At 59.1% G+C, this 17,982-nt stretch carries 18 protein-coding genes; 10 read left to right on the top strand and 8 right to left on the bottom strand.

Annotated features, from left to right (window positions below):
• Positions 1-295: 295 nt before the first annotated feature.
• Positions 296-781 (top strand): hypothetical protein, encoded by a 486-nt coding sequence (locus tag AXG89_RS42640; RefSeq protein ID WP_143325542.1) that lies wholly within the window; start codon positions 296-298, stop codon positions 779-781.
• 298 nt (positions 782-1,079) lie between these two features.
• On the opposite strand, the gene AXG89_RS35385 is transcribed toward AXG89_RS42640, so the two are convergent.
• A complete protein-coding gene (locus AXG89_RS35385; protein WP_119024770.1) occupies positions 1,080-1,988 on the bottom strand; it encodes a LysR substrate-binding domain-containing protein in 909 nt (302 codons plus the stop codon).
• A 226-nt stretch (positions 1,989-2,214) separates the two neighbouring features.
• On the opposite strand from AXG89_RS35385, the gene AXG89_RS35380 reads away from it, so the two are divergent.
• From AXG89_RS35380 to AXG89_RS35360, 5 genes are all read left to right on the top strand, one after another.
• Entirely contained in the window at positions 2,215-3,105 is an 891-nt protein-coding gene (locus AXG89_RS35380) for an amino acid ABC transporter permease (RefSeq protein WP_083637802.1), read from the top strand.
• A gap of 2 nt (positions 3,106-3,107) precedes the next feature.
• A complete protein-coding gene (locus AXG89_RS35375) occupies positions 3,108-3,911 on the top strand; it encodes an amino acid ABC transporter ATP-binding protein (RefSeq protein ID WP_075358096.1) in 804 nt (267 codons plus the stop codon).
• A gap of 51 nt (positions 3,912-3,962) precedes the next feature.
• The gene (locus AXG89_RS35370) at positions 3,963-5,279 is read left to right on the top strand and encodes an LLM class flavin-dependent oxidoreductase (protein WP_062001417.1); all 1,317 of its coding nucleotides are present in this window, start codon (positions 3,963-3,965) and stop codon (positions 5,277-5,279) included.
• A 50-nt stretch (positions 5,280-5,329) separates the two neighbouring features.
• Positions 5,330-5,836 carry a flavin reductase family protein gene (locus tag AXG89_RS35365; protein WP_075358095.1) on the top strand — a complete coding sequence of 169 codons (507 nt, stop codon included), beginning with the start codon at positions 5,330-5,332 and terminating at the stop codon, positions 5,834-5,836.
• Positions 5,837-5,901: 65 nt separating this feature from the next.
• Positions 5,902-6,819, top strand: a complete 918-nt coding sequence (locus AXG89_RS35360) for an ABC transporter substrate-binding protein (protein ID WP_062001418.1) — start codon at positions 5,902-5,904, stop codon at positions 6,817-6,819.
• A 115-nt stretch (positions 6,820-6,934) separates the two neighbouring features.
• On the opposite strand, the gene AXG89_RS35355 is transcribed toward AXG89_RS35360, so the two are convergent.
• Both AXG89_RS35355 and AXG89_RS35350 read right to left on the bottom strand, forming a co-directional pair.
• The gene (locus AXG89_RS35355; RefSeq protein WP_075358094.1) at positions 6,935-7,726 is read right to left on the bottom strand and encodes an MBL fold metallo-hydrolase; all 792 of its coding nucleotides are present in this window, start codon (positions 7,724-7,726) and stop codon (positions 6,935-6,937) included.
• Between the two features lie 20 nt (positions 7,727-7,746).
• Positions 7,747-8,565, bottom strand: a complete 819-nt coding sequence (locus AXG89_RS35350) for an alpha/beta fold hydrolase (protein WP_062001420.1) — start codon at positions 8,563-8,565, stop codon at positions 7,747-7,749.
• A 124-nt stretch (positions 8,566-8,689) separates the two neighbouring features.
• Here AXG89_RS35350 and AXG89_RS35345 point away from each other — a divergent pair, with 124 nt between their 5' ends.
• The gene (locus tag AXG89_RS35345) at positions 8,690-9,646 is read left to right on the top strand and encodes a LysR family transcriptional regulator (RefSeq protein ID WP_075358093.1); all 957 of its coding nucleotides are present in this window, start codon (positions 8,690-8,692) and stop codon (positions 9,644-9,646) included.
• A gap of 34 nt (positions 9,647-9,680) precedes the next feature.
• Here AXG89_RS35345 and AXG89_RS35340 read toward each other — a convergent pair whose 3' ends face one another.
• Positions 9,681-10,808, bottom strand: coding sequence for an MBL fold metallo-hydrolase (locus tag AXG89_RS35340; RefSeq protein WP_062001422.1), 1,128 nt, complete (start codon positions 10,806-10,808; stop codon positions 9,681-9,683).
• 82 nt (positions 10,809-10,890) lie between these two features.
• On the opposite strand from AXG89_RS35340, the gene AXG89_RS35335 reads away from it, so the two are divergent.
• Complete coding sequence (locus AXG89_RS35335) at positions 10,891-11,505, top strand: TetR/AcrR family transcriptional regulator (protein WP_062001423.1); 615 nt, start codon at positions 10,891-10,893, stop codon at positions 11,503-11,505.
• Between the two features lie 63 nt (positions 11,506-11,568).
• Here AXG89_RS35335 and AXG89_RS35330 read toward each other — a convergent pair whose 3' ends face one another.
• On the bottom strand, positions 11,569-13,128 hold the full coding sequence (locus tag AXG89_RS35330; RefSeq protein ID WP_062001424.1) for an MFS transporter: 1,560 nt from the start codon (positions 13,126-13,128) through the stop codon (positions 11,569-11,571).
• 189 nt (positions 13,129-13,317) lie between these two features.
• On the opposite strand from AXG89_RS35330, the gene AXG89_RS35325 reads away from it, so the two are divergent.
• Positions 13,318-13,794 carry a MarR family winged helix-turn-helix transcriptional regulator gene (locus AXG89_RS35325; protein WP_075358091.1) on the top strand — a complete coding sequence of 159 codons (477 nt, stop codon included), beginning with the start codon at positions 13,318-13,320 and terminating at the stop codon, positions 13,792-13,794.
• A gap of 83 nt (positions 13,795-13,877) precedes the next feature.
• Here AXG89_RS35325 and AXG89_RS35320 read toward each other — a convergent pair whose 3' ends face one another.
• Positions 13,878-14,735 (bottom strand): oxidoreductase, encoded by an 858-nt coding sequence (locus tag AXG89_RS35320; RefSeq protein ID WP_062001426.1) that lies wholly within the window; start codon positions 14,733-14,735, stop codon positions 13,878-13,880.
• Between the two features lie 496 nt (positions 14,736-15,231).
• Positions 15,232-16,113, bottom strand: a complete 882-nt coding sequence (locus tag AXG89_RS35315) for a DMT family transporter (protein ID WP_075358090.1) — start codon at positions 16,111-16,113, stop codon at positions 15,232-15,234.
• Between the two features lie 283 nt (positions 16,114-16,396).
• Here AXG89_RS35315 and AXG89_RS42635 point away from each other — a divergent pair, with 283 nt between their 5' ends.
• On the top strand, positions 16,397-17,020 hold the full coding sequence (locus AXG89_RS42635; protein WP_075358178.1) for a cupin domain-containing protein: 624 nt from the start codon (positions 16,397-16,399) through the stop codon (positions 17,018-17,020).
• Positions 17,021-17,064: 44 nt separating this feature from the next.
• Here the strand turns inward: AXG89_RS42635 and AXG89_RS35305 are convergent, their stop codons facing one another.
• Positions 17,065-17,970, bottom strand: a complete 906-nt coding sequence (locus tag AXG89_RS35305) for a LysR family transcriptional regulator (RefSeq protein ID WP_075358089.1) — start codon at positions 17,968-17,970, stop codon at positions 17,065-17,067.
• Between the last annotated feature and the right edge of the window lie 12 nt (positions 17,971-17,982).

Genomic DNA, 17,982 nt, shown 5'->3' with positions numbered 1-17,982 from the left:
GCCAGTCGGTGATTTACCAGCCGTTGCGCCTTACGGCAACCATCCCAGTCCGTTTAAATGAGTCCATTTAGTTAGTCCTGGATTTAAACCATGCAGTACTTTCGGGTGTCAGCAAGAATAACCCGGCGACAGTTTCCGCGGCGATGATTATAAAATTTAAGACGTTACTCTGCTCGTAGGATAGTCCGGATGCGAACAGACGGTAGAGAGTTGTAGTGATGACGAATGCCGTCAAAAGAAGCGCAATGTTTCTCGCCCAAAGCTTCCCAGCCGAAAGCCGCATGATGACAAACGCATGGAAGATCAAAATGGCAGAGAACAGCCCAAAAACCGCGATCGCCCCTTCTACTTCAGGGCGAGTCAGGAAAGGCGGAGCGCCTGTTCCATGAACGATGCGGAAAAAGAAGGCTGCAAACCCAATCCAATAGACCGCAACTGCGGCTCGAACGAAGTTGGGGGTATTGTTGCCCGGGAAGAAGATAAATTTAGTTTCCGCTCTCAAAAGAACCTCCATAAATTTATTACCGCCGTCCAGTTGCCGATTATAGTCCGGTTCAAATTGCGGATCACCGATTTATTGGAGCTGATCGGCGATCAAGAAGGTCGGCCCCAAATTAGAGATATCGGCCTCAATCTCAGAGGCTCATTTTTGTTTTATGAAGATGTGCGCACGGCCCCGGACAAGGTATTTGAGTTGGCTTGCGCCTACATGGGCGCAAGTCCGTTTTTTTCTCTCAGGTTCCGGCGTGATAGACGTGCCGTTAATTGGAAGAGTACATAGGTAGCTATTACCCAGTCAAATAGTTTTATAAGGTAAATAATACCTAAAAATGAAGTAATTATCCTGAATGCGTTACTGGATAAGAGATTCGCGGACTCACGCAATCTTGCAAGGTGTGACAAAAACAAGACAAAATTATTCGGGGTCTAAACCCGCACACTGCGGAGGCCGGCGGCGATCCGATTTCTGGAATGCAGCCTCCGACATGCGACAAAACCCGAACACGGTTCTACATGCTAAACGACAGAATCCCATGAGACCGCAGCGCGGCGCAAACCTGGGCTAGAGAAAATCCATATCACGCCACAAGAACCGCGGGACCCAACTCCGCAATTGCAAACTCGCGGACATGAGCGACGAATGGCTTCAGCAACAACGGAGCCGGCCGTTGGGATGGCGTGAGCAACGCGAAATCCGTCACGAGCGAAGGCTCAAACGGCTTGAACACAACGCCTGAGCCCCGATACCCCCATGCACTGATCGCGTCGATTACAGAAACACCTGCGCCAGCCTCAATGAACGCGCAAATCGCATGACCCAACTGGCATTCCATCTGCGCCTTCATCTCTACGCCATGCGCTGCAAACAGCGCGTCCATCCGCAATCTGGACTCCACACTGCGTGGATGCGCTACAAAACGCTCACCGGCCAGATCAGTCGGCGTAATGGTATCGAGTGCGCATAGGCGGTGCCCCGCCGGCAATGCACACACCATCCGCACGGAGATCAGCCGCTCGCCATGCGCGGACGCGTGGTTCATGGAAAGGATTGCGAAGCCGACATCGCAGCGCTGACCGATCACCCTGTCCACGACCGAGCGTGAGGAGTGGACCGCCAGCGCAATATGGGCCTCCGGGCGCGTCTTCAAGTAATCCGAAATGGCGTGCGGCAAAAACGAGAGCGCAATCGCGGGCGCGGCCGCAACCTGCAATGTCCCGTGCCGCATGTCCCTGATTTCATCCGCTACCCGCGCGATGCGATCGACTCCCGCGAGCGAGCGTTGTACTTCCTCGTAAAGCGTTTGCGCTTCTACCGTTGGAATAAGGCGTCCCTTGACGCGGTCGAACAGCTTGAACCTCAACGAGCTTTCCAGATCGGCGAGAAGACGTGTCGTGGCCGGTTGCGATATGTGAAGCATCTCGCTGGCAAGCGTCACCGTCTGATACAGCATGACCGCCCGGAAAGCCTCGAGTTGTCGAATTTTCACTGAGACGTCCTATAACAAAACATTATCGTATTCGCAAAATAAAGCATTTCCCAACCGTTTTTTGCCTCCCTATTCTGCATTCATTCCAGCTTTTTATCGGGCAAAGTTCGTGAGCGACGGCCGGCATTCCGGCTTCCAACCCACGACGGGTCCCGCTGAAGATGAAGCGATTGGCGGCCATCACACTGCCGATACGATTCGAACAATCGACAAGGCTCATTCACGTATGAATCAAAACGCCGACTATCAACAGGAGCAGTTCATGGCGGGTATGAACCAGCAAGGCGAGCCTCCCGCTGACCTGCGCATTCACGCGCGACCGAAGAAATCGGACTGGCTCTGGTATGGACTGTTCGCTATTGCGATGGTCCTTTTCTATCAACTGGTTATAGATAACCCCCGCTGGCAGTGGGACGTCGTTGCGCACTACCTGTTCAATAAACGCGTGCTTGGCGGGCTGGCTAATACGCTGGTCCTGACGGCGCTGGCGAGCGTGCTCGGCCTGATCCTGGGCGCTGTCATTGCTGCGTGCCGCATGGCGGACAATCTCGTGTTGCGCGCTGCGGGCTATTTTTATATCTGGATCATCCGGGCTACGCCGACGCTTGCCATGCTGCTGTTCCTGTTCTTCCTGTCGGCTCTCGTTCCGCGCCTGTATCTCCCCATACCGTTCCTGCACGCGACTCTGTTCGATATCGACACGAATACTGTGATCTCGCGTTTCAGCGCGGCGATCATTGGCCTGGCGATGTATCTCGGCGGACATAGCGCTGAGATTTTTCGCGGAGGCCTTGCATCTGTCGACAAAGGTCAGCGTGAAGCGTGCAAGGCGATGGGCATGAGCGACTTTCGCATGATGTTTCACGTGGTCGTGCCGCAAGCCGTGCGCATCATCATTCCGCCGCTTGCGAACGAACTCATCACCATGTTCAAGAATACGTCGCTCGCCTCGGTGATCGGCTACGTGGAACTGCTCACAACAGTGCAACTGATTTATTCGACCAACTTCGAGACGATTCCATTGCTTACCGTTGCATGCCTCTGGTACCTGGTGCTCACCAGTCTCGCCATGTGCGGACAAAGTCTTCTTGAACGCCGTTTTGGAAAGGGAGTCTAGTCATGGACGCCTCCAGCATTGCCAGGAATGCAACCGGGTCGGGCAACCCACTGCTCCAGATCCAGACGGCCACCAAGCAGTTTGGTGCGTTCACCGCGCTTGACGCGATCGATTTCTCACTGGACAAAGGGGAAGTGGTCGCCATCATCGGCCCATCGGGTTCGGGCAAGAGCACGCTCCTTCGCTGTATCAACATGCTCGAACTGATCGACTCGGGCACGGTGACCTTCAAGGGCGAAGTGCTTGGCACCGAAATACGCGGCAATCGCCGCATCCGTTTGCCCAAGAAAGAACTCGACCGGCAACGACGCTATTTCGGCATGGTGTTCCAGGGCTTTCACCTGTTTCCCCATTACTCTGCGCTTGACAATGTCATCGCTGGACCTCGCATTGTCGGCCGAGAAGCAAGAAAGGACGTGATCGAGCGGGGACGCGCGCTACTCGCGCGGGTGGGCCTGGCCGACAAGATGAAGCACTACCCCGCGCAACTTTCGGGCGGACAGAAGCAGCGAGTGGCAATCGCACGGGCGCTCGCCATGGAGCCGGAGGTCATGCTCTTTGACGAGCCGACCAGCGCGCTTGATCCCGAGCTCGTGAACGAAGTACTCGACGTCATGAAAGGGCTGGCGATTTCCGGCACCACCATGATCGTCGTGACGCATGAAATGGAATTTGCCCGCAAGGTATCGAACCGCGTGGTCTTCATGGACGGCGGACGGATCGTCGACCAGGGCTCGCCCGCGCATATTTTCAACGGCGGCGGCACCGAACGCACCCGGCGCTTCATTTCGAATATGCCCGTTTGAGATGGGCGGCAACGGGTTGTCGAATCAATCCCAGACATGACTGGAGATGTGATGGAACAAGACAAAATGATGCGGATTGGCCTGTCGATGCGTTACCTCGGCTATCACATGGCTGCCTGGCGGCACCCTGATGTGCCTGCAGGCGGTGCGATCGATTTCAAATATTTCCTCGATAGCGCCCGCAAGGCTGAAGCAGCGAAGCTCGACATGATTTTCTTCGCCGACGGCATTGGTGTTCGCGCCTCCGATACACCAAAGGGTTCGCTGACCCGCGACTCGAAGAACGCAGAGCTCGAACCGCTCACCCTGCTCGCGGCCATCGGCGCCCACACATCGAATATCGGACTGGTGGCGACGGCCTCCACTACGTACAACGAACCGTTTCATATTGCCCGAAAATATGCATCCCTCGACCATATCAGTGGCGGCCGGGCCGGATGGAACGTGGTTACCTCCTGGTCCCAGCAGGAAGCGTGGAATTTCAGCCGCGATGAACACTTGGGCTATGAGGAGCGCTACGAGCGGGCCGATGAATTCGTCGATGTTGTCAAGAAGCTATGGGATAGCTGGGAAGACGATGCATTCATTCGCAACAAGGAAACAGGTATCTTCTATGAGGAGTCGAAGCTGCATGTTGCGAATCACAAGGGCAAGCACTTCAGCGTCCGGGGACCGTTGAATTCGGCTCGCACGCCCCAGGGCCGGCCTATAGTCGTTCAAGCGGGTGCGGCCGAAGCGGGACGCGAGCTTGCAGCCAAAAATGCCGACGTCGTGTACAGCGCCTCTTTCGATATATCGTCGGCACAGAAATACTATGCAGACCTAAAGAGCCGTCTGGGAAAATACGGGAGGACGGCCGACCAGATGCTGATCATGCCAGGCCTTACAACCTATGTCGGGAAGACAAGACAGGAGGCGCAGGACAAGTACGATCAGTTGCAGGAGCTCATCGATCCGTTGAGCGGCCTCGCAATCCTGCACAGCACGCTCGGCGACCTTTCCGGGTATGACCTGGATGGACCCGTTCCAGATATCGGTTCGGGCGCGGTCAGCAGCATTGGGGGCGGACTTATCGAAATGGCCCGGCGCGAAAACATGACAATTCGCCAGTTGTACAAGCATAGAGCTTCGGGTGGTCGGCAGCTCATTGGAACAGCGGCGGATATCGTGGACGACATGGAGACTTGGTTCAAGGAAGGCGCGGCCGACGGCTTCAACCTTTGCCCGGCTATTTTGCCGAACGGCCTGGAAGACTTTGTTGAATTCATCCTCCCTGAGCTGCGCAAACGTGGCCTGTTCCGGACCGAGTATGCGTCGAGTACGCTGCGCGGAAACCTCGGACTCAAGCCGCTCCAGTTCGGCGACTAAGCGCCGCGCTTTATGAAGCCCAACATCACGATCAATTTCGAGTAAGAGCCATGCCCATATCGACCAATGTGAACGCTGACGCGTTCCGCCACGCAATGACGTGCTTTGCCAGCGGTGTCACGGCCATAACCACGCGAGAGGCCGGCTTGCCGTCGGGCATGCTCGCGACCTCGGTATGCAGCCTGTCCGTAGATCCCGCGACCATGCTGGTCTGCATCAACAAGTCAGCGTCCGCGCATGATGTCATTTTACGAACCAAGAAGTTTGCCGTGAACTTGCTGTCCGCAGATCAGACGGCGGTCGCGAAACGCTTCACATCGTCGCGCGGCGCGGAGCGTTTCGAACCGGGACAGTGGCAAGACGGCAGCACCGGTTCGCCCATCCTGATCGGGGCGGTCGTCGTATTCGATTGCAACCTGATCGCCGTACATGACGGTTTCACACATAGCATCATGGTGGGTCAGTTGGCGGATGCAACGGTCAATGAGGACATGGCGACGGATTGCCTTTTATGGCACAGGCGCGATTTCGCGCAGAGCACACTAAGAGCGGCGTAACAGGGTCTGCGCCGATTGCAGTTCACTGGTTGCAAGCTACGTTCACTCAGCGAGGTTTGACTGGAATGAATCCTTACCCTCTGACCGGCACAGGATGCACGTCCCGGACCATCGTCCGGGCGGCGGCGTGTGTCTTCGCCTCGCTGTTTCTCGCTCAAGTTGCCCGGGGCGAGGACCCATCCAAGGTTCCGAACGTCAAGGCCGATGCCGCGCTCGCGGCGGCCGTGCCGAAGTTTTATCGTGATCGCGGAACGTTGCTCGCAGGAGTCAATCCTGATGTCGTGCCGATCAAGTTCGTAGATGACGATGGCAATATCGCCGGCTTTACACCAGACCTCTTGTCTGCTGCCGCCGCCGTGCTGAACCTGAAGCTCGAGCTCGTTCAGTCGTCTTTCGACGCGCTGATCCCCGGGCTGAATGCAAATCGCTTTGACGTGTTGCTGTCGCTTTCCGATTTCACGTCCCGGCACACGGTCGTTACGTTCGTCGATTACCTGAACATGGGCGACACCATCGTCGCGTCGCCGGCGAGGAATGTGTCAATGAAGTCGCTCGATGACCTGTGTGGCCTCCAGGTTGCGCTACCGCGTGGCTCGGCTTCGGGACAGGCAAGTGCCAAGATCAGCGACGCATGTATCAAAGCAGGAAAAAAGCCGCTTACGGTCGCGACCTATCCCGACTCCAATATGACACTGCTTTCGCTATCAACGGGCGTCAGCGAGGTGGCGTGGGTGGACTCGCCAGTGGGCTATTACAACGCCAGCAAAACGCCCGCAAAATACAAGGTCGTCTATTTCAATCCGCTGGCGCCATATGGCATCGGCTTTGGCGTCGATGAAAAGGGAAAGCAACTGGCGTCATCGGTTCAACAAGCGCTTTTGAAACTGCAGAAAGACGGTGTCTACGACGCGCTGCTTAAAAAGTGGGGATTGTCTTCCAGAGACGGAAAGCCGCTTTTTCCAATCAACGGTGGAAAGCTGTAGCCGTCAAGGTTGCAGGGTCCGGGCGAAGCTGCGTGGACCGTTGAAGGAAGTTCGCGCGAAAGAAACGAGCACGCGTGCTGACCAAGCAATTCGTGGCTGGCAAGATGCCACCACCTTAATCGACAACCTCAGCGAGCTTGTGGCTGGCACACGTACACACGCCAGCCTCCATCCCGTATTTGCGCCCGGGCTTCTGCTTCCGCAACGAGAGAGCATGCCGGCGCACTTCCGCAGCATTCAGAGGGCCGCCATGGCCCATATGAAAGCGTTGCATACCCGCGTCCACCATTCCTATCAATTCCCCGCTGACAGCTTGCGGGTCATCTTCGAAGGGGGGGCGCATGGCGTGTCCCTTGCGTACCAATCCCCCAAGAAAGACTCCAGATGCGACGAGGTCGCCGACCAACGCGTCTCCACTGCCCAGTTCGACCGACACGGAGCCGGCCGTGTGGCCTGGGGTGTGCCTTGCCACGCCGTCGATTCCGTAAGGGCTCAGATCAAAGCTGGCATCGTCCTGCAGCAGGATGTCAGGCGTGAACGGCAAGTACGGTTCGCGGGGTAAGCCAGAGCGCAAGAAGAGCGGGCCCCACCAGTGCGCGACGCAGTATGTCATCTCCTTGCGCCGCTCGTAATAGTCCAGATCTCCGGCATGAGCCAGGATTGGTGCGCCCGTCAGTTCACGCAATCGTGCAGCCGAACCGGCATGATCCGTGTGCGCATGAGTGACCACGATCAGCGTCACATCTCGGAATCCGCGACCGTGCTCCATCAGAGCGCGGCCAATCTTTTCCTCCGATCCTGGCGTGCCGGTATCGACGAGGACGCAGCCCCTTGCACCGACGATCAGGTGGCAGTGGACCATGCCGAACGGCAGGATAGGAATCGCAGCGATGGAAGGTTTGTTCATGATGTAGTCCTTATGGCCGGTTACGGCGTCATATCCTGAAGGGCCAACACGACGGACTCGCCCTCAATCGCAGCGACGAATCGCGCAATGAGTTGCGCCACCTCGGCGGGCGCCTCCAGCGGCGACAAGTGCCCCGTTCCGGGCAGGACGTGCATCGCCGCGTGCGGGATGCGAGGCAACAATTGCGCCTGCAGTGTTGCGACGGGATCGACCTGGTCAAGCTCGCCTGAGATGACCATGGTCGGCGCGTCGATTGACGCCATCGCTGCTGTAATGTCTTCGCGCATGGCCACGTTTGGCCAGGCTGCCTTCGCCTGCGGTGCGCCCCTCAGGCTGTCCTCGATGACTTGCTCGCGGCGAGCGGCGTCGAGCGATCGTGCGGTCAGGACGTGATCGATCACGAATTCAACCGATTCGCGCGATTGATACGCGCCGGCCAACGTCGCACGTTGCTCGTCGGAAAGGAGCATCGGCGACGGAGGCGATGGCGAGACGAGTACAAGGCCTTCGAGCCCGCTCGGCCGACGCGATGCGATAAGTTGAGCAACCTTCCCGCCCATCGAATGGCCGACCAGAACGTAGCGCTGCAGCCCCAGTGCTTCGATGACGCCTTCGGCGTCGGCGGCAAGGTCGGCGATGCCGTAGCCGTCGGCGGGCGCCTCGGAATCACCCCAGCCGCGGTGATCGGTGGCGACGGTTCTATAGCGGTCGGACAATTCACTTGCTACCCAGTCCCATGTGCGCGACGAGCCGCCGTAGTAATGCAGGAACACCAGCGTCAACTCGCCGCTGCCGCGCTGCGTGACGTGGATTCGCGTACCGTTCGACTTGATTTCCATTTCCGTGCCCTGGTTTGTTAGCTGATGGCGAAATGTTAGATTCAAGTCTTCAATTTGATAATTGGCTGATTGGTGTTTTCAGTCGATAATCCTGTTATCGAATTGGAAAAGAAAGGGAGGGGGGGTGGATCGACTCACGAGCCTTGGCGTTTTCGTCGCCGCCGTCGAGGAAGGCAGTTTTGCGGCGGCCGCGCGCCGCTTTGGCCTATCGGCGGCAATGGCCGGCAAACACGTAAGCGCCCTTGAGTCCGAGCTGAATGCGCGGTTGCTCCAGCGCACCACACGGCGCTTGAGTCTGACCGACACCGGCCAGACTTATTACGAACGCTGCAAGCGGATTCTCGAAGCCTTCGACGAAGCAAGGCGTGAAGCAAGCGATTCGCAAGGCACGGCACGCGGTCTGCTGCGCGTCGCGGCGCCGGTCACGTTCGGCGCGATGCATCTGGGCGAGGTCGTGGCGCGCTATCTGGACGATCACCCGCACGTCAACGTGGAAGTGCTGCTTGGAGACCGCTATGTCGATCTGATCGATGCAGGCGTCGACGTTGCAATCCGGATCGGACGGCTGGAAGACCCTAGACTTGTTACGCGCCGGCTTGCGCCGTGCCGCATGATCGTGTGTGCGTCTCCCGCCTACCTGAAGCGCCATGGAACGCCGCGCAAGCCTGCCGACTTGATGCGTGCGCAACGACTTGCTTTCAGTGAAGCTGTATCGGCCGGCGACTGGACATTGTTCGACGCAAAAAACCGCGCGCACGTCATCGACGGACCAAGCCGGATGACAGCCAACAACACGCAAATGCTTCTCGCTGCTGCCCTCGCCGGCGCCGGTATTGCGTACGGTCCGACATTCGTGTTCGGCGAGCACCTCCGGCGCGGCGAACTCGTCGCGCTGCTGCCGGCGTATCGCACGGCCAATCTGACGATCCAGGCGGTTTATCCCAGCGCGCAGCGCATACCGCTCAAGGTGCGCCGCTTTGTGGATTACCTGGCCGAAACGTTCGGCGAGGAGCCGCCTTGGGATCGCACGGCGAAGCCTCTCGAGAGCGACGGTTCCGCGCTGGTTGAGAGCGGCCGTTGAGGCGAGCCGGGCAAGAGCGGGCGCTGCAACGGTGTCACGGATTGGTTTGCCGAGTGCGCCCGCACGAAAACCAGCGGCGCGGAGCCGTCGACACGTGCGCAACGTCAGCAACATCTCGCCACCACCGCTCACCGTGATGCGGCGTCGTCAGGTCCAGCCGCTCTCCCATGCGCGGCGTCGCGAGAGGAATGCCACGCGCGGCGGCAAGTGCGACCGCGCGCTCGTAGGGTTCCTGCCAGCGATGCATCGCCAGATCGAACGTGCCGTTATGAACCGGCACGAGCCATCGTCCTTGCAGATCGACGTGCGCCTGTACGGTTTCTTCAGGCTGCATGTGGACATACGGCCATTGGGCGTCGTAAGCGCCCGTTTCGAGCATGGTTACGTCAAACGGACCGAGTCGTTCGCCAATGGTCTTGAACCCGTCGAAGTAGCCGGTATCGCCGCTGAAGAACAGACGCAAACCGTCATCGACGATGACCCACGAGGCCCATAAGGTGCTGTTGCCGTCGAACAGACTGCGGCCCGAAAAATGTTGCGCCGGTGTGGCCGTAAATTGCAAGCCTTCGATCTCGGTACCTTGCCACCAGTCGAACTGGCGTACTTTCGATGCGTCGATACCCCATTCGACCAGGCGATCACCCACGCCCAGCGGCGTCAGAAACACCGCGGTCTTGGCCGCGAGCGCCAGTACCGTTTCGCGGTCCAGGTGGTCGTAGTGGTCATGCGACAGGATCACACCGCGAAGCGCAGGCAGATCTTCGAGCGAGATGGGTGGCGCATGAAAGCGCTTCGGGCCGAACCGCCTGAAGGGCGACGCACGATCTGCGAAGACGGGGTCGGTCAGCCAGAACTGACCACGAAGCTTGAGCAGCATGGTCGAATGTCCCAGCCGATACAAACTCCGATCGGGCGCTGCGTCGAGCTGCTCGCGCGACAGCGCATCGACGGGAAGTCTGTGTGCCGGTCGCGTACCGTCCGGTTTGTGAAAGATGATGTTCCAGATGATGCTTGCGGTCTTGCGGATTCCCTCGACCGGACGCGGCTTGACGTTGCGAAAGCGGGTCCCGTCGTGCTGGGTAGAGGCGCTGAACAGACCACGCCCGCGTTGCGCCGCTGTCAGGCCCAGGGTGCGGCGAATTGAACCGGTGAACGATGCCATCTATGCGCCTCGATATGCGAAGTAGACTGCCCAGTGTAGTTTGTTTTCAAGAAAAGTAAACTACCTGGTGTAAAATTTGCCAATGAATATCGTTGATACCTCCTTACGTCTTACCGACCGCAAGCGTGCCGCGATCATCGACGCGGCAATCCAGGAATTTCTGGCGGCGGGCTTCGATGCGACCAGCATGGATCGCGTTGCGGCGCGTGCGTGCGTCTCCAAGCGTACGGTCTACAACCATTTCCCAAGCAAGGAAGCGTTGTTCGCGGCGATCCTGCGGCAGTTGTGGGAGTCAAGTGACACAGATCAAGCGCCCGTGTATTCCTCCGGGCATCCATTACGCGGGCAACTTCTGCAGCTTCTTCTGAAGAAGCTGAGCCTTTTGAATGATGAGGCGTTCTTGTCCCTCGCCCGCGTTGCGATCGCGGCGGGCATTCATTCGCCGGAACGCGCGCGCGATATGGTGGCGCGCATGGGTGAGCGCGAGGAAGACCTGACGTGCTGGATTCGCGCGGCTGCTGAGGATGGCCGCCTGAACACGCCGGACCCGGCTTTCGCTTCACAGCAGTTGCAGGGTCTCGTAAAAGCGTTTGCGTTCTGGCCCCAGGTGACGATGGGGCAACCGCCGCTCAGCGTGGATGAGCAAAGGCGGGTAGCGGAGTCTGCCGCCGACATGTTTCTTGCGAGCTATGCGTGACTCAGCTATGCGTGACTCGTCTGCGAGGTGAAAGCATTCCCGTTGGCCGCAATGCCGGAGTGTCTACTTGCTTTGTCCGGCAGCGATGCCGATGGGCGGCGTTTCAGCCGGATTGACCAGCTTCCACGTGAGCCACGTTGCCACTGCCATGAACGCTGCCGCACACAGAAACAGCGCCTGATAACCCCCTGCGAAGCTGTTGACGGCCAACGTGTGCAACGTCGCTGCGTCGATTCCCGGCAGTGCTACGCTGGCCAGGCGACCAGCAGTGATGTCCTGTACGAGACGCAGGCGCGCGGCCGCATCGATCGACGGCAACGCCTGGGCGACAATGCCATGAATACGAGCGTAAAGCACAACGCCGAGTGCGGCGATGCCGATCACAAGTCCGGTGAAGCGCGTCGTGCCCGATACACCCGACGCCATCCCGGAACGCTCCTTCGGAATCACCGTCATGCCGACTTTGGTCGTTTCGCCATTGAGCAAGCCTGCGCCCGTCCCGACGACCAGCATGCCGGCAACAAGCGGCCAGTACTCAACCATTGTCGCTACTGCCGCGAAAAAGCACAGTCCGATGCAAACCAGCAGCAAGCCGAGCGTGAGCAACGCGCGCCCCGACAGACGATGCGCCAGATGGCGCGACACGACACGCGGTACGACGAACAGAGGTACGACCATGGGCAACATCATCAGTCCGGCGGTGGCCGAGCTTTCCCCTAGACCGCTTTGCAGAAAGATCGGCACGAAGGTCAGCATTGTGAGCAAGCCCACGGAGAACGCGAACTGCGCGAGCGTTGCGCCTAGATAAGTCGGTTTGCGGAAGTACGACAGATCGAGCATCGGCCGCGCCTGACGCCGTTCGACAATGATGAAGAGCGCAAACAGGATGAGTGCGCCAACGAGTTCGCTGGCGATCCAGCGGTCGCTCCATCCACGCCTGTTCCCTTCTATCAACGCAAGCGTTATCAGAAAAAGCGCGCTGGAAAAGCAGGCTACGCCCGGCAGATCGAGCCGCATTGCGTTCGGATCGTGAGATGACTGGATCACACGCAGGATCAGGAAAAGAAGCGCGGCGCCGATCGGCACATTCACATAGAAAGCCCACTCCCAGCCGAATGCTTGCGTGATGATCCCGCCCACCACCGGGCCGCTCGCGATTCCAATGCCGACGACCGTACCCCAGAACGCAAACGCACGTGCGCGCGCTTCGCCGTGGAAAGCGTGCGATAGCGTCGCGAGTGCGGCACTGAGTTGCATCGCCGCTCCGGCGCCTTGCAATGCGCGTGCGGCAATCAAAACGGGCAAGCTCCAAGCCAGTCCGCACAGCAATGAGGCAAGCGTGAACAGACTCAGGCCGATCACCAGCAACCGTTTGCGGCCGAAGCGGTCCGCAAGCGCGCCCGCGGGCATCAGCAACGATGCGAAGCTCAGCATGTAGGCAGTGATCACCCATTCGATGCCATCAAAATTCGCGTTCAAGGAACGTGCGATCGACGGCAACGATACCGACACGATGTTGGCGTCCAACTGCAGCATGAACGACGGCGCGGAGGTACAGATCAGCACCAGCCATTCATGACGCTTGGTCGAAACTTCGGATGCGGCAAGAACCGGGCGATTCATGTGGTTGCATCCTGGCCCGCGGCGTACGTTGTGACTACGAAGCGATTCGTACAACTGGCAAGCCACATGACGCGTCTCCAGGAACGGGCGGTCCAGTCTTCATTATCTGCATATGCTTGCATTTCGTCAATTGCCTGCATATGCTGACATTTCAGAGCGAGCTTTGCGGGATTGGTACAGATGAGAACGATGGCTACAAAAGTGGCAGGAAAGAAGGCAAAGAAGGCCGGTTGCAATTGCACGGTACTGCGCAAGGCGACGCGTCGGGTTTCACAGCTCTACGACGTGGCGCTCGCGCCATGCGGTCTGAAGACGACTCAGCGCGCAATCCTCGCGCAGATAGGGCGCTCCGAGCCCGCCAATGTCGGGGCGCTCGCGAATGCATTGGTAATGGACCCGGGCGCGCTCGCGCATACGCTGCGGCCACTCGAGCGCGATGGTTTCATTGAGGTGGAGGTGGATGCTGATGACCGGCGGCATCGGCTGATCAGCCTCACGTTGCACGGGCGCACCAAGCTCGCCGAATCCGATGCCTTGTGGCGCAAAGCTCAAACCGGATTCAACAAGGCTTTCGGACAACCCGAATCCGAAGCCTTGCGTAACATGCTGGAGCTGTTGCTGTCTGATGATTTCGCCGCCAGCTTCGAGAAGAGCATCGGTGCTTAACCGAGCTTGCTCGAAGGCCTCTTTCTCGCGATGAGCCCGGAATCTCGCCGTAAGGATTGGACTGGATTCCTGTCAGCGAAAATCTATTCGGGGAAATCGGCGCTGAGCGTGGTGGCTTCCCATGCGGCGATCTCGGCGCGCAGAGCGTCCAGCTTGATCTTCACGCGCTCCAGACCGTTGCTGCCGAGGATCAAGTGGCCCGGAGGGTTCGGCGATTCCACGGCAGCGATGATTGCGAGTGCTGCACGCGCCGGGTCGCCCGGCTGCTTGCCACTCGCGGCCGAGATGGCGCTGCGGCGCTTGCCGGCGCCGGCCTCATAGGCCTCGATCGGATTCTTTGCTTGCTTCAGCGAACGTCCTGCCCAGTCGGTGCGAAACGGGCCAGGCTCGACGGCTGTCACCTTGATCCCCAGATCGGCCGTCTCGGCGGCCAACGCTTCGCTCAGGCCTTCCACCGCGAACTTGGTGGCGGCGTAATAACCGCTTCCCGGATTGCCGATCAGGCCGCCCACCGACGTGATGTTGACGATGTGTCCAGCGCGCTGTTCGCGCATTGTGGGTAACACGGCCTTGATGGTGTCGGCGAGACCGAAAAAGTTTACTTCGAACATGTCGCGCACATCCTGATCGTCGCCTTCCTCGATTGCGCTCAGGTAGCCGTAACCAGCATTGTTGACGAGCACGTCGATACAGCCAAATTGCTGAAGCGTCTTTTCTACCGCGTGTTTGATCTGACCGGCCTGCGTGACGTCGAGTTCGAGCACCAGCGCGCGATCGCCGTAGCGCTCCTCGAATTCCGCCAGCGAGCTCGGTTGACGCGCTGTCACGACAGCACGCCAGCCTTTATCCAGTACGGCAAGTGCGAGCTCCCGGCCAAATCCGGTGGAACAGCCGGTAATGAACCAGACGGGCGCGGACGAGGAAGTTTGAACGGATGACATGAGGTTCCTTTCAACGAGAGCCGCGTGGCAGCGAGACCACTCGGTAGGGTAGCGGGGTAAAAAGTATCGCACGCGGGAGCGCGGACCGCACGGACGTAGATGTGGACGATGTAATCGAGAGTCGCTGGTTTCGGGCTTTCGACCATTGGCGACGACAAGCCGGCCGGCAACGTTGTCGGCCGGCCACGAAGCAGGATGCTGATGCTGGCTATTCGCGTATTTGATCTCAGTTGCGCCGATGCGTAAGTTGGATCCTGAGTTGGATCCTGAGTTGGATCCTGACCGCAACTTATTGACCGAGATTATTTCGATGCGTTCGCGTCAACACAGTGAATACCTGCTCGATTACAGGCGCTCGTGGCAACCCTGAAGCGCTTCAGGTGATTTGCTCAGTGATGCTGATGAAGATATATCGGCCTTTAATCTGCAAGCCATGCGCAGTGGCTTGCGTCGAGAACTTACAGAGCGGACTCGCCGCCACCTTGCGACGCCATCATCAAACCCGGCCGCGCCACGCGACGAACGCGACGCCTGCAATCGCCATCAATCCACCGGCGACAGTACTCAACCCGGGGCGCTCGCCCGTCAGACACATCGACAACCCGGTCGCGATTGCAGGTACCAGATACAAGAAGTTGGACGCACGTGCCGCGCCGAAATGGCCTAAGCCGATGGTCCATGTCGCGTATCCGAGCGCGGCAGGAAATACGCCGAGAACCACCACGGCGCCCAACGTCGCCGCTGATGCGGAAGGTGCGGCAAGCGCGGCCATGGCGCCAGGCAGCCAGGGCGATAACAGCAACGCACCCGCGAGCAATGTATAGGCGGTACTTGCGAGCGGACCGTAAGTTGGGATCAGGCGTCTTTGCAGCACGAAGTATGCGGAGGATGCCAGGGCGGCGAGCAAGATGAGCGTGGCACCACTACCGGGCGCGAGACCACCGGGTTGTCCGCACGCGATCAGCCCAATGCCTGCAAAGCTGAACAGCGAGCCGAGCCAACCCCATAGGTTGATCTTTTCACGAAGGAAAACGGCCGCCAGGAGGGCGGTAAAGATGGGCGACGTGCTCATGATGAAGGCCGCTGCGCCCGGCGCAACCGTCAGCTCCGCAGTATTCAGGAGCGCGTTATAGCTTGCGATGCCAAGAAAACCGGACAGGGCGAAGAGCATCGAATCGCGCAGCGAAGGTCTTTTCGGCCGCCGATAAACAAGCCAGCCCACGACCAGGACCGCCGCTGTTGCGAAGCGCGCGGCTGCCAGTTGCATTGGCGAAAGTCCATGCAAACCGAGCCGGATGAAAGGAAACGCCGCAGCCCACGAAAGGACCGTAAAAGCGACTGCGCCTGTTGCCCGAAGCGAGGCGGACGTGCCGGACATGCTCAATGAAGCGGATGTGTTCACGATGGTCCTCCGTAATGAAACTCGAATGAATTTCGGTCATCGAATTGTCTTGGAGGACGTCGCACGTGATAAGCAGGCGCGGTGGCGATACAGAATCCGACATTTACGGACAATCGGGTTTGGCCGTCGGCATTGTCCGCAAAACACGGATTCTGTCTTGCCGCTTTGCCCTCTTCCGGCATGCCGTGTGATTGCGCACAATCGCTTCGACGGTCAACCGGCCGAGCCAAAGATCGCATCAGCGGAGCAAGGAGCAGACATGCAAACACAATCGATCGAACGAGCCTGGGTCGATCTGAACGCCGGTCCACGCGGCACATGCGAGATCAACCATCTGACGCATGCAGAAGACGCACAATGGCTTGGTGTAGTCGACCTCGGCCCCTTCGCCACATATACGGTCGATGCCGGCAAGCGCCACGATCTGTATGTACTTCAAGGCGATGCCGAAACCGATGACCATTCGCTTCATACCCATGATTTCCTGATCCTGTGCAACGCGACTGTCGTGGGCGCAGGCGAGAGCGGTGCACGCTTGCTTGTATATCGCCAGGCATGTGCTTCGGTGTGTCATCCGCTGCTTCGCACGGCGCGAGACCGGGCTTGGCGTGAGGGAGTCAATCCCCGGATGCGCGTAGTTTCGTTAGCCAACGGCGTTCAGCATGTCAGCCTCGTCGCCTGGGAACCGGGCGCGCGGACCCGCGATCACACGCATCCGAGCGGCGAAGAGCTATTCATTCTAAGCGGGGAAATAAGGAATGCTGAGGAATGCTATCCTGCTGGAACGTGGTTGCGTCTGCATCCGGGTGCCACGCACGCACCGTATGCCGAAGTGCCGACAGTCATCCTGCTCCGTCATGGTCATCTGGCTGGCGCAGCATGAATGGCACGCAATGGCGTAGCGCACAGGTGTGCAGCCGGCCATCGTCATGCAACGCCGCGATCGGCCTTGAGCATATCGATGAACACCCGGGTTTTCGGCGCCGTATGCTTGCCCGGCGGAATCAACGCATGGATCGCCGTGGATGTCGTCGACCAGTCGGGGTATACGCGAACCAGCCGACCCGTGGCCAGATCTGCAAGCACCGAGAAATCGGGCAATAGCGCAATGCCGGCGCCTTCGGCTGCAGCCGCACGGCATGCGTAGACGGTGTCGGCCAGCACGCTGGCAGAGAAATTGATCTCGCGCGTTGCTCCATCCGCGCGATGCGCCTTGAAACGCGCGGGATGGGGCAGGACTGAGAGCCCGACGAAGGCGAGGGTGGCTGCGTCGTCGATCTGTTCCGGAAGCGGGTTACGCAAGACAAAGTCGGGACTGGCGACCAGCCACTTCGAATATTCGCCAATGCGCACTGCGCGATGACTAGAGTCAGCAAGTTCGGTAAGACGGATCGCCACATCGACGCCGTCCGTTATCAAATCGATCAGGCGGTCGGCAGATACCATCTCGATGCGCAGCGCCGGATGTGCTCTTTGTATCCGGGCCAGGACCGGAGCGAGGACGACCGCGCTGTACTCGACCGATGACGCAACCCGCAATGTTCCACGCAGCTCGTCTTGCGATGGGCTGACGACGGACATGGCTTCGTCGGCGAGACGCACGATTTCACGACATGTCTCAAAGAATGAAGCGCCTGCCTCCGTCACGCTGATCCGCCGTGTGGTTCGGACGATGAGGCTCGCACCCAGTTGCAGTTCCAGCCGCTGGATGCTGTCGCTGACTGTCGTCTTGCCAATGCCGCGCCGCTGCGCTGCGCGCGTGAACGAACCTGTTTCGACGACGGCTATGTAGTTGAGCAGATGTTCAAACGTCAGGTTGCGCAGGTCGGACATGGGAGGTATAGG

The organism is Burkholderia sp. PAMC 26561 (assembly GCF_001557535.2).
In the GTDB taxonomy this organism is placed as follows: domain Bacteria; phylum Pseudomonadota; class Gammaproteobacteria; order Burkholderiales; family Burkholderiaceae; genus Caballeronia.
The sequence above is the reverse complement of the archived record's forward strand: the minus strand, read 5'-3'. Positions and strand labels throughout refer to the sequence as shown.

Excerpts from the sequence above, each read along its gene's own strand:
- AXG89_RS42640 (WP_143325542.1), top strand. The coding sequence starts at position 296 with ATGGAAGATCAAAATGGCAGAGAACAGCCCAAAAACCGCGATCGCCCC.
- AXG89_RS35380 (WP_083637802.1), top strand. The coding sequence starts at position 2,215 with ATGAATCAAAACGCCGACTATCAACAGGAGCAGTTCATGGCGGGTATG.
- AXG89_RS35375 (WP_075358096.1), top strand. The coding sequence starts at position 3,108 with ATGGACGCCTCCAGCATTGCCAGGAATGCAACCGGGTCGGGCAACCCA.
- AXG89_RS35370 (WP_062001417.1), top strand. The coding sequence starts at position 3,963 with ATGGAACAAGACAAAATGATGCGGATTGGCCTGTCGATGCGTTACCTC.
- AXG89_RS35365 (WP_075358095.1), top strand. The coding sequence starts at position 5,330 with ATGCCCATATCGACCAATGTGAACGCTGACGCGTTCCGCCACGCAATG.
- AXG89_RS35360 (WP_062001418.1), top strand. The coding sequence starts at position 5,902 with ATGAATCCTTACCCTCTGACCGGCACAGGATGCACGTCCCGGACCATC.
- AXG89_RS35355 (WP_075358094.1), bottom strand. The coding sequence starts at position 7,726 with ATGAACAAACCTTCCATCGCTGCGATTCCTATCCTGCCGTTCGGCATG.
- AXG89_RS35350 (WP_062001420.1), bottom strand. The coding sequence starts at position 8,565 with ATGGAAATCAAGTCGAACGGTACGCGAATCCACGTCACGCAGCGCGGC.
- AXG89_RS35340 (WP_062001422.1), bottom strand. The coding sequence starts at position 10,808 with ATGGCATCGTTCACCGGTTCAATTCGCCGCACCCTGGGCCTGACAGCG.
- AXG89_RS35335 (WP_062001423.1), top strand. The coding sequence starts at position 10,891 with ATGAATATCGTTGATACCTCCTTACGTCTTACCGACCGCAAGCGTGCC.
- AXG89_RS35330 (WP_062001424.1), bottom strand. The coding sequence starts at position 13,128 with ATGAATCGCCCGGTTCTTGCCGCATCCGAAGTTTCGACCAAGCGTCAT.
- AXG89_RS35325 (WP_075358091.1), top strand. The coding sequence starts at position 13,318 with ATGGCTACAAAAGTGGCAGGAAAGAAGGCAAAGAAGGCCGGTTGCAAT.
- AXG89_RS35320 (WP_062001426.1), bottom strand. The coding sequence starts at position 14,735 with ATGTCATCCGTTCAAACTTCCTCGTCCGCGCCCGTCTGGTTCATTACC.
- AXG89_RS35315 (WP_075358090.1), bottom strand. The coding sequence starts at position 16,113 with ATGTCCGGCACGTCCGCCTCGCTTCGGGCAACAGGCGCAGTCGCTTTT.
- AXG89_RS42635 (WP_075358178.1), top strand. The coding sequence starts at position 16,397 with ATGCAAACACAATCGATCGAACGAGCCTGGGTCGATCTGAACGCCGGT.
- AXG89_RS35305 (WP_075358089.1), bottom strand. The coding sequence starts at position 17,970 with ATGTCCGACCTGCGCAACCTGACGTTTGAACATCTGCTCAACTACATA.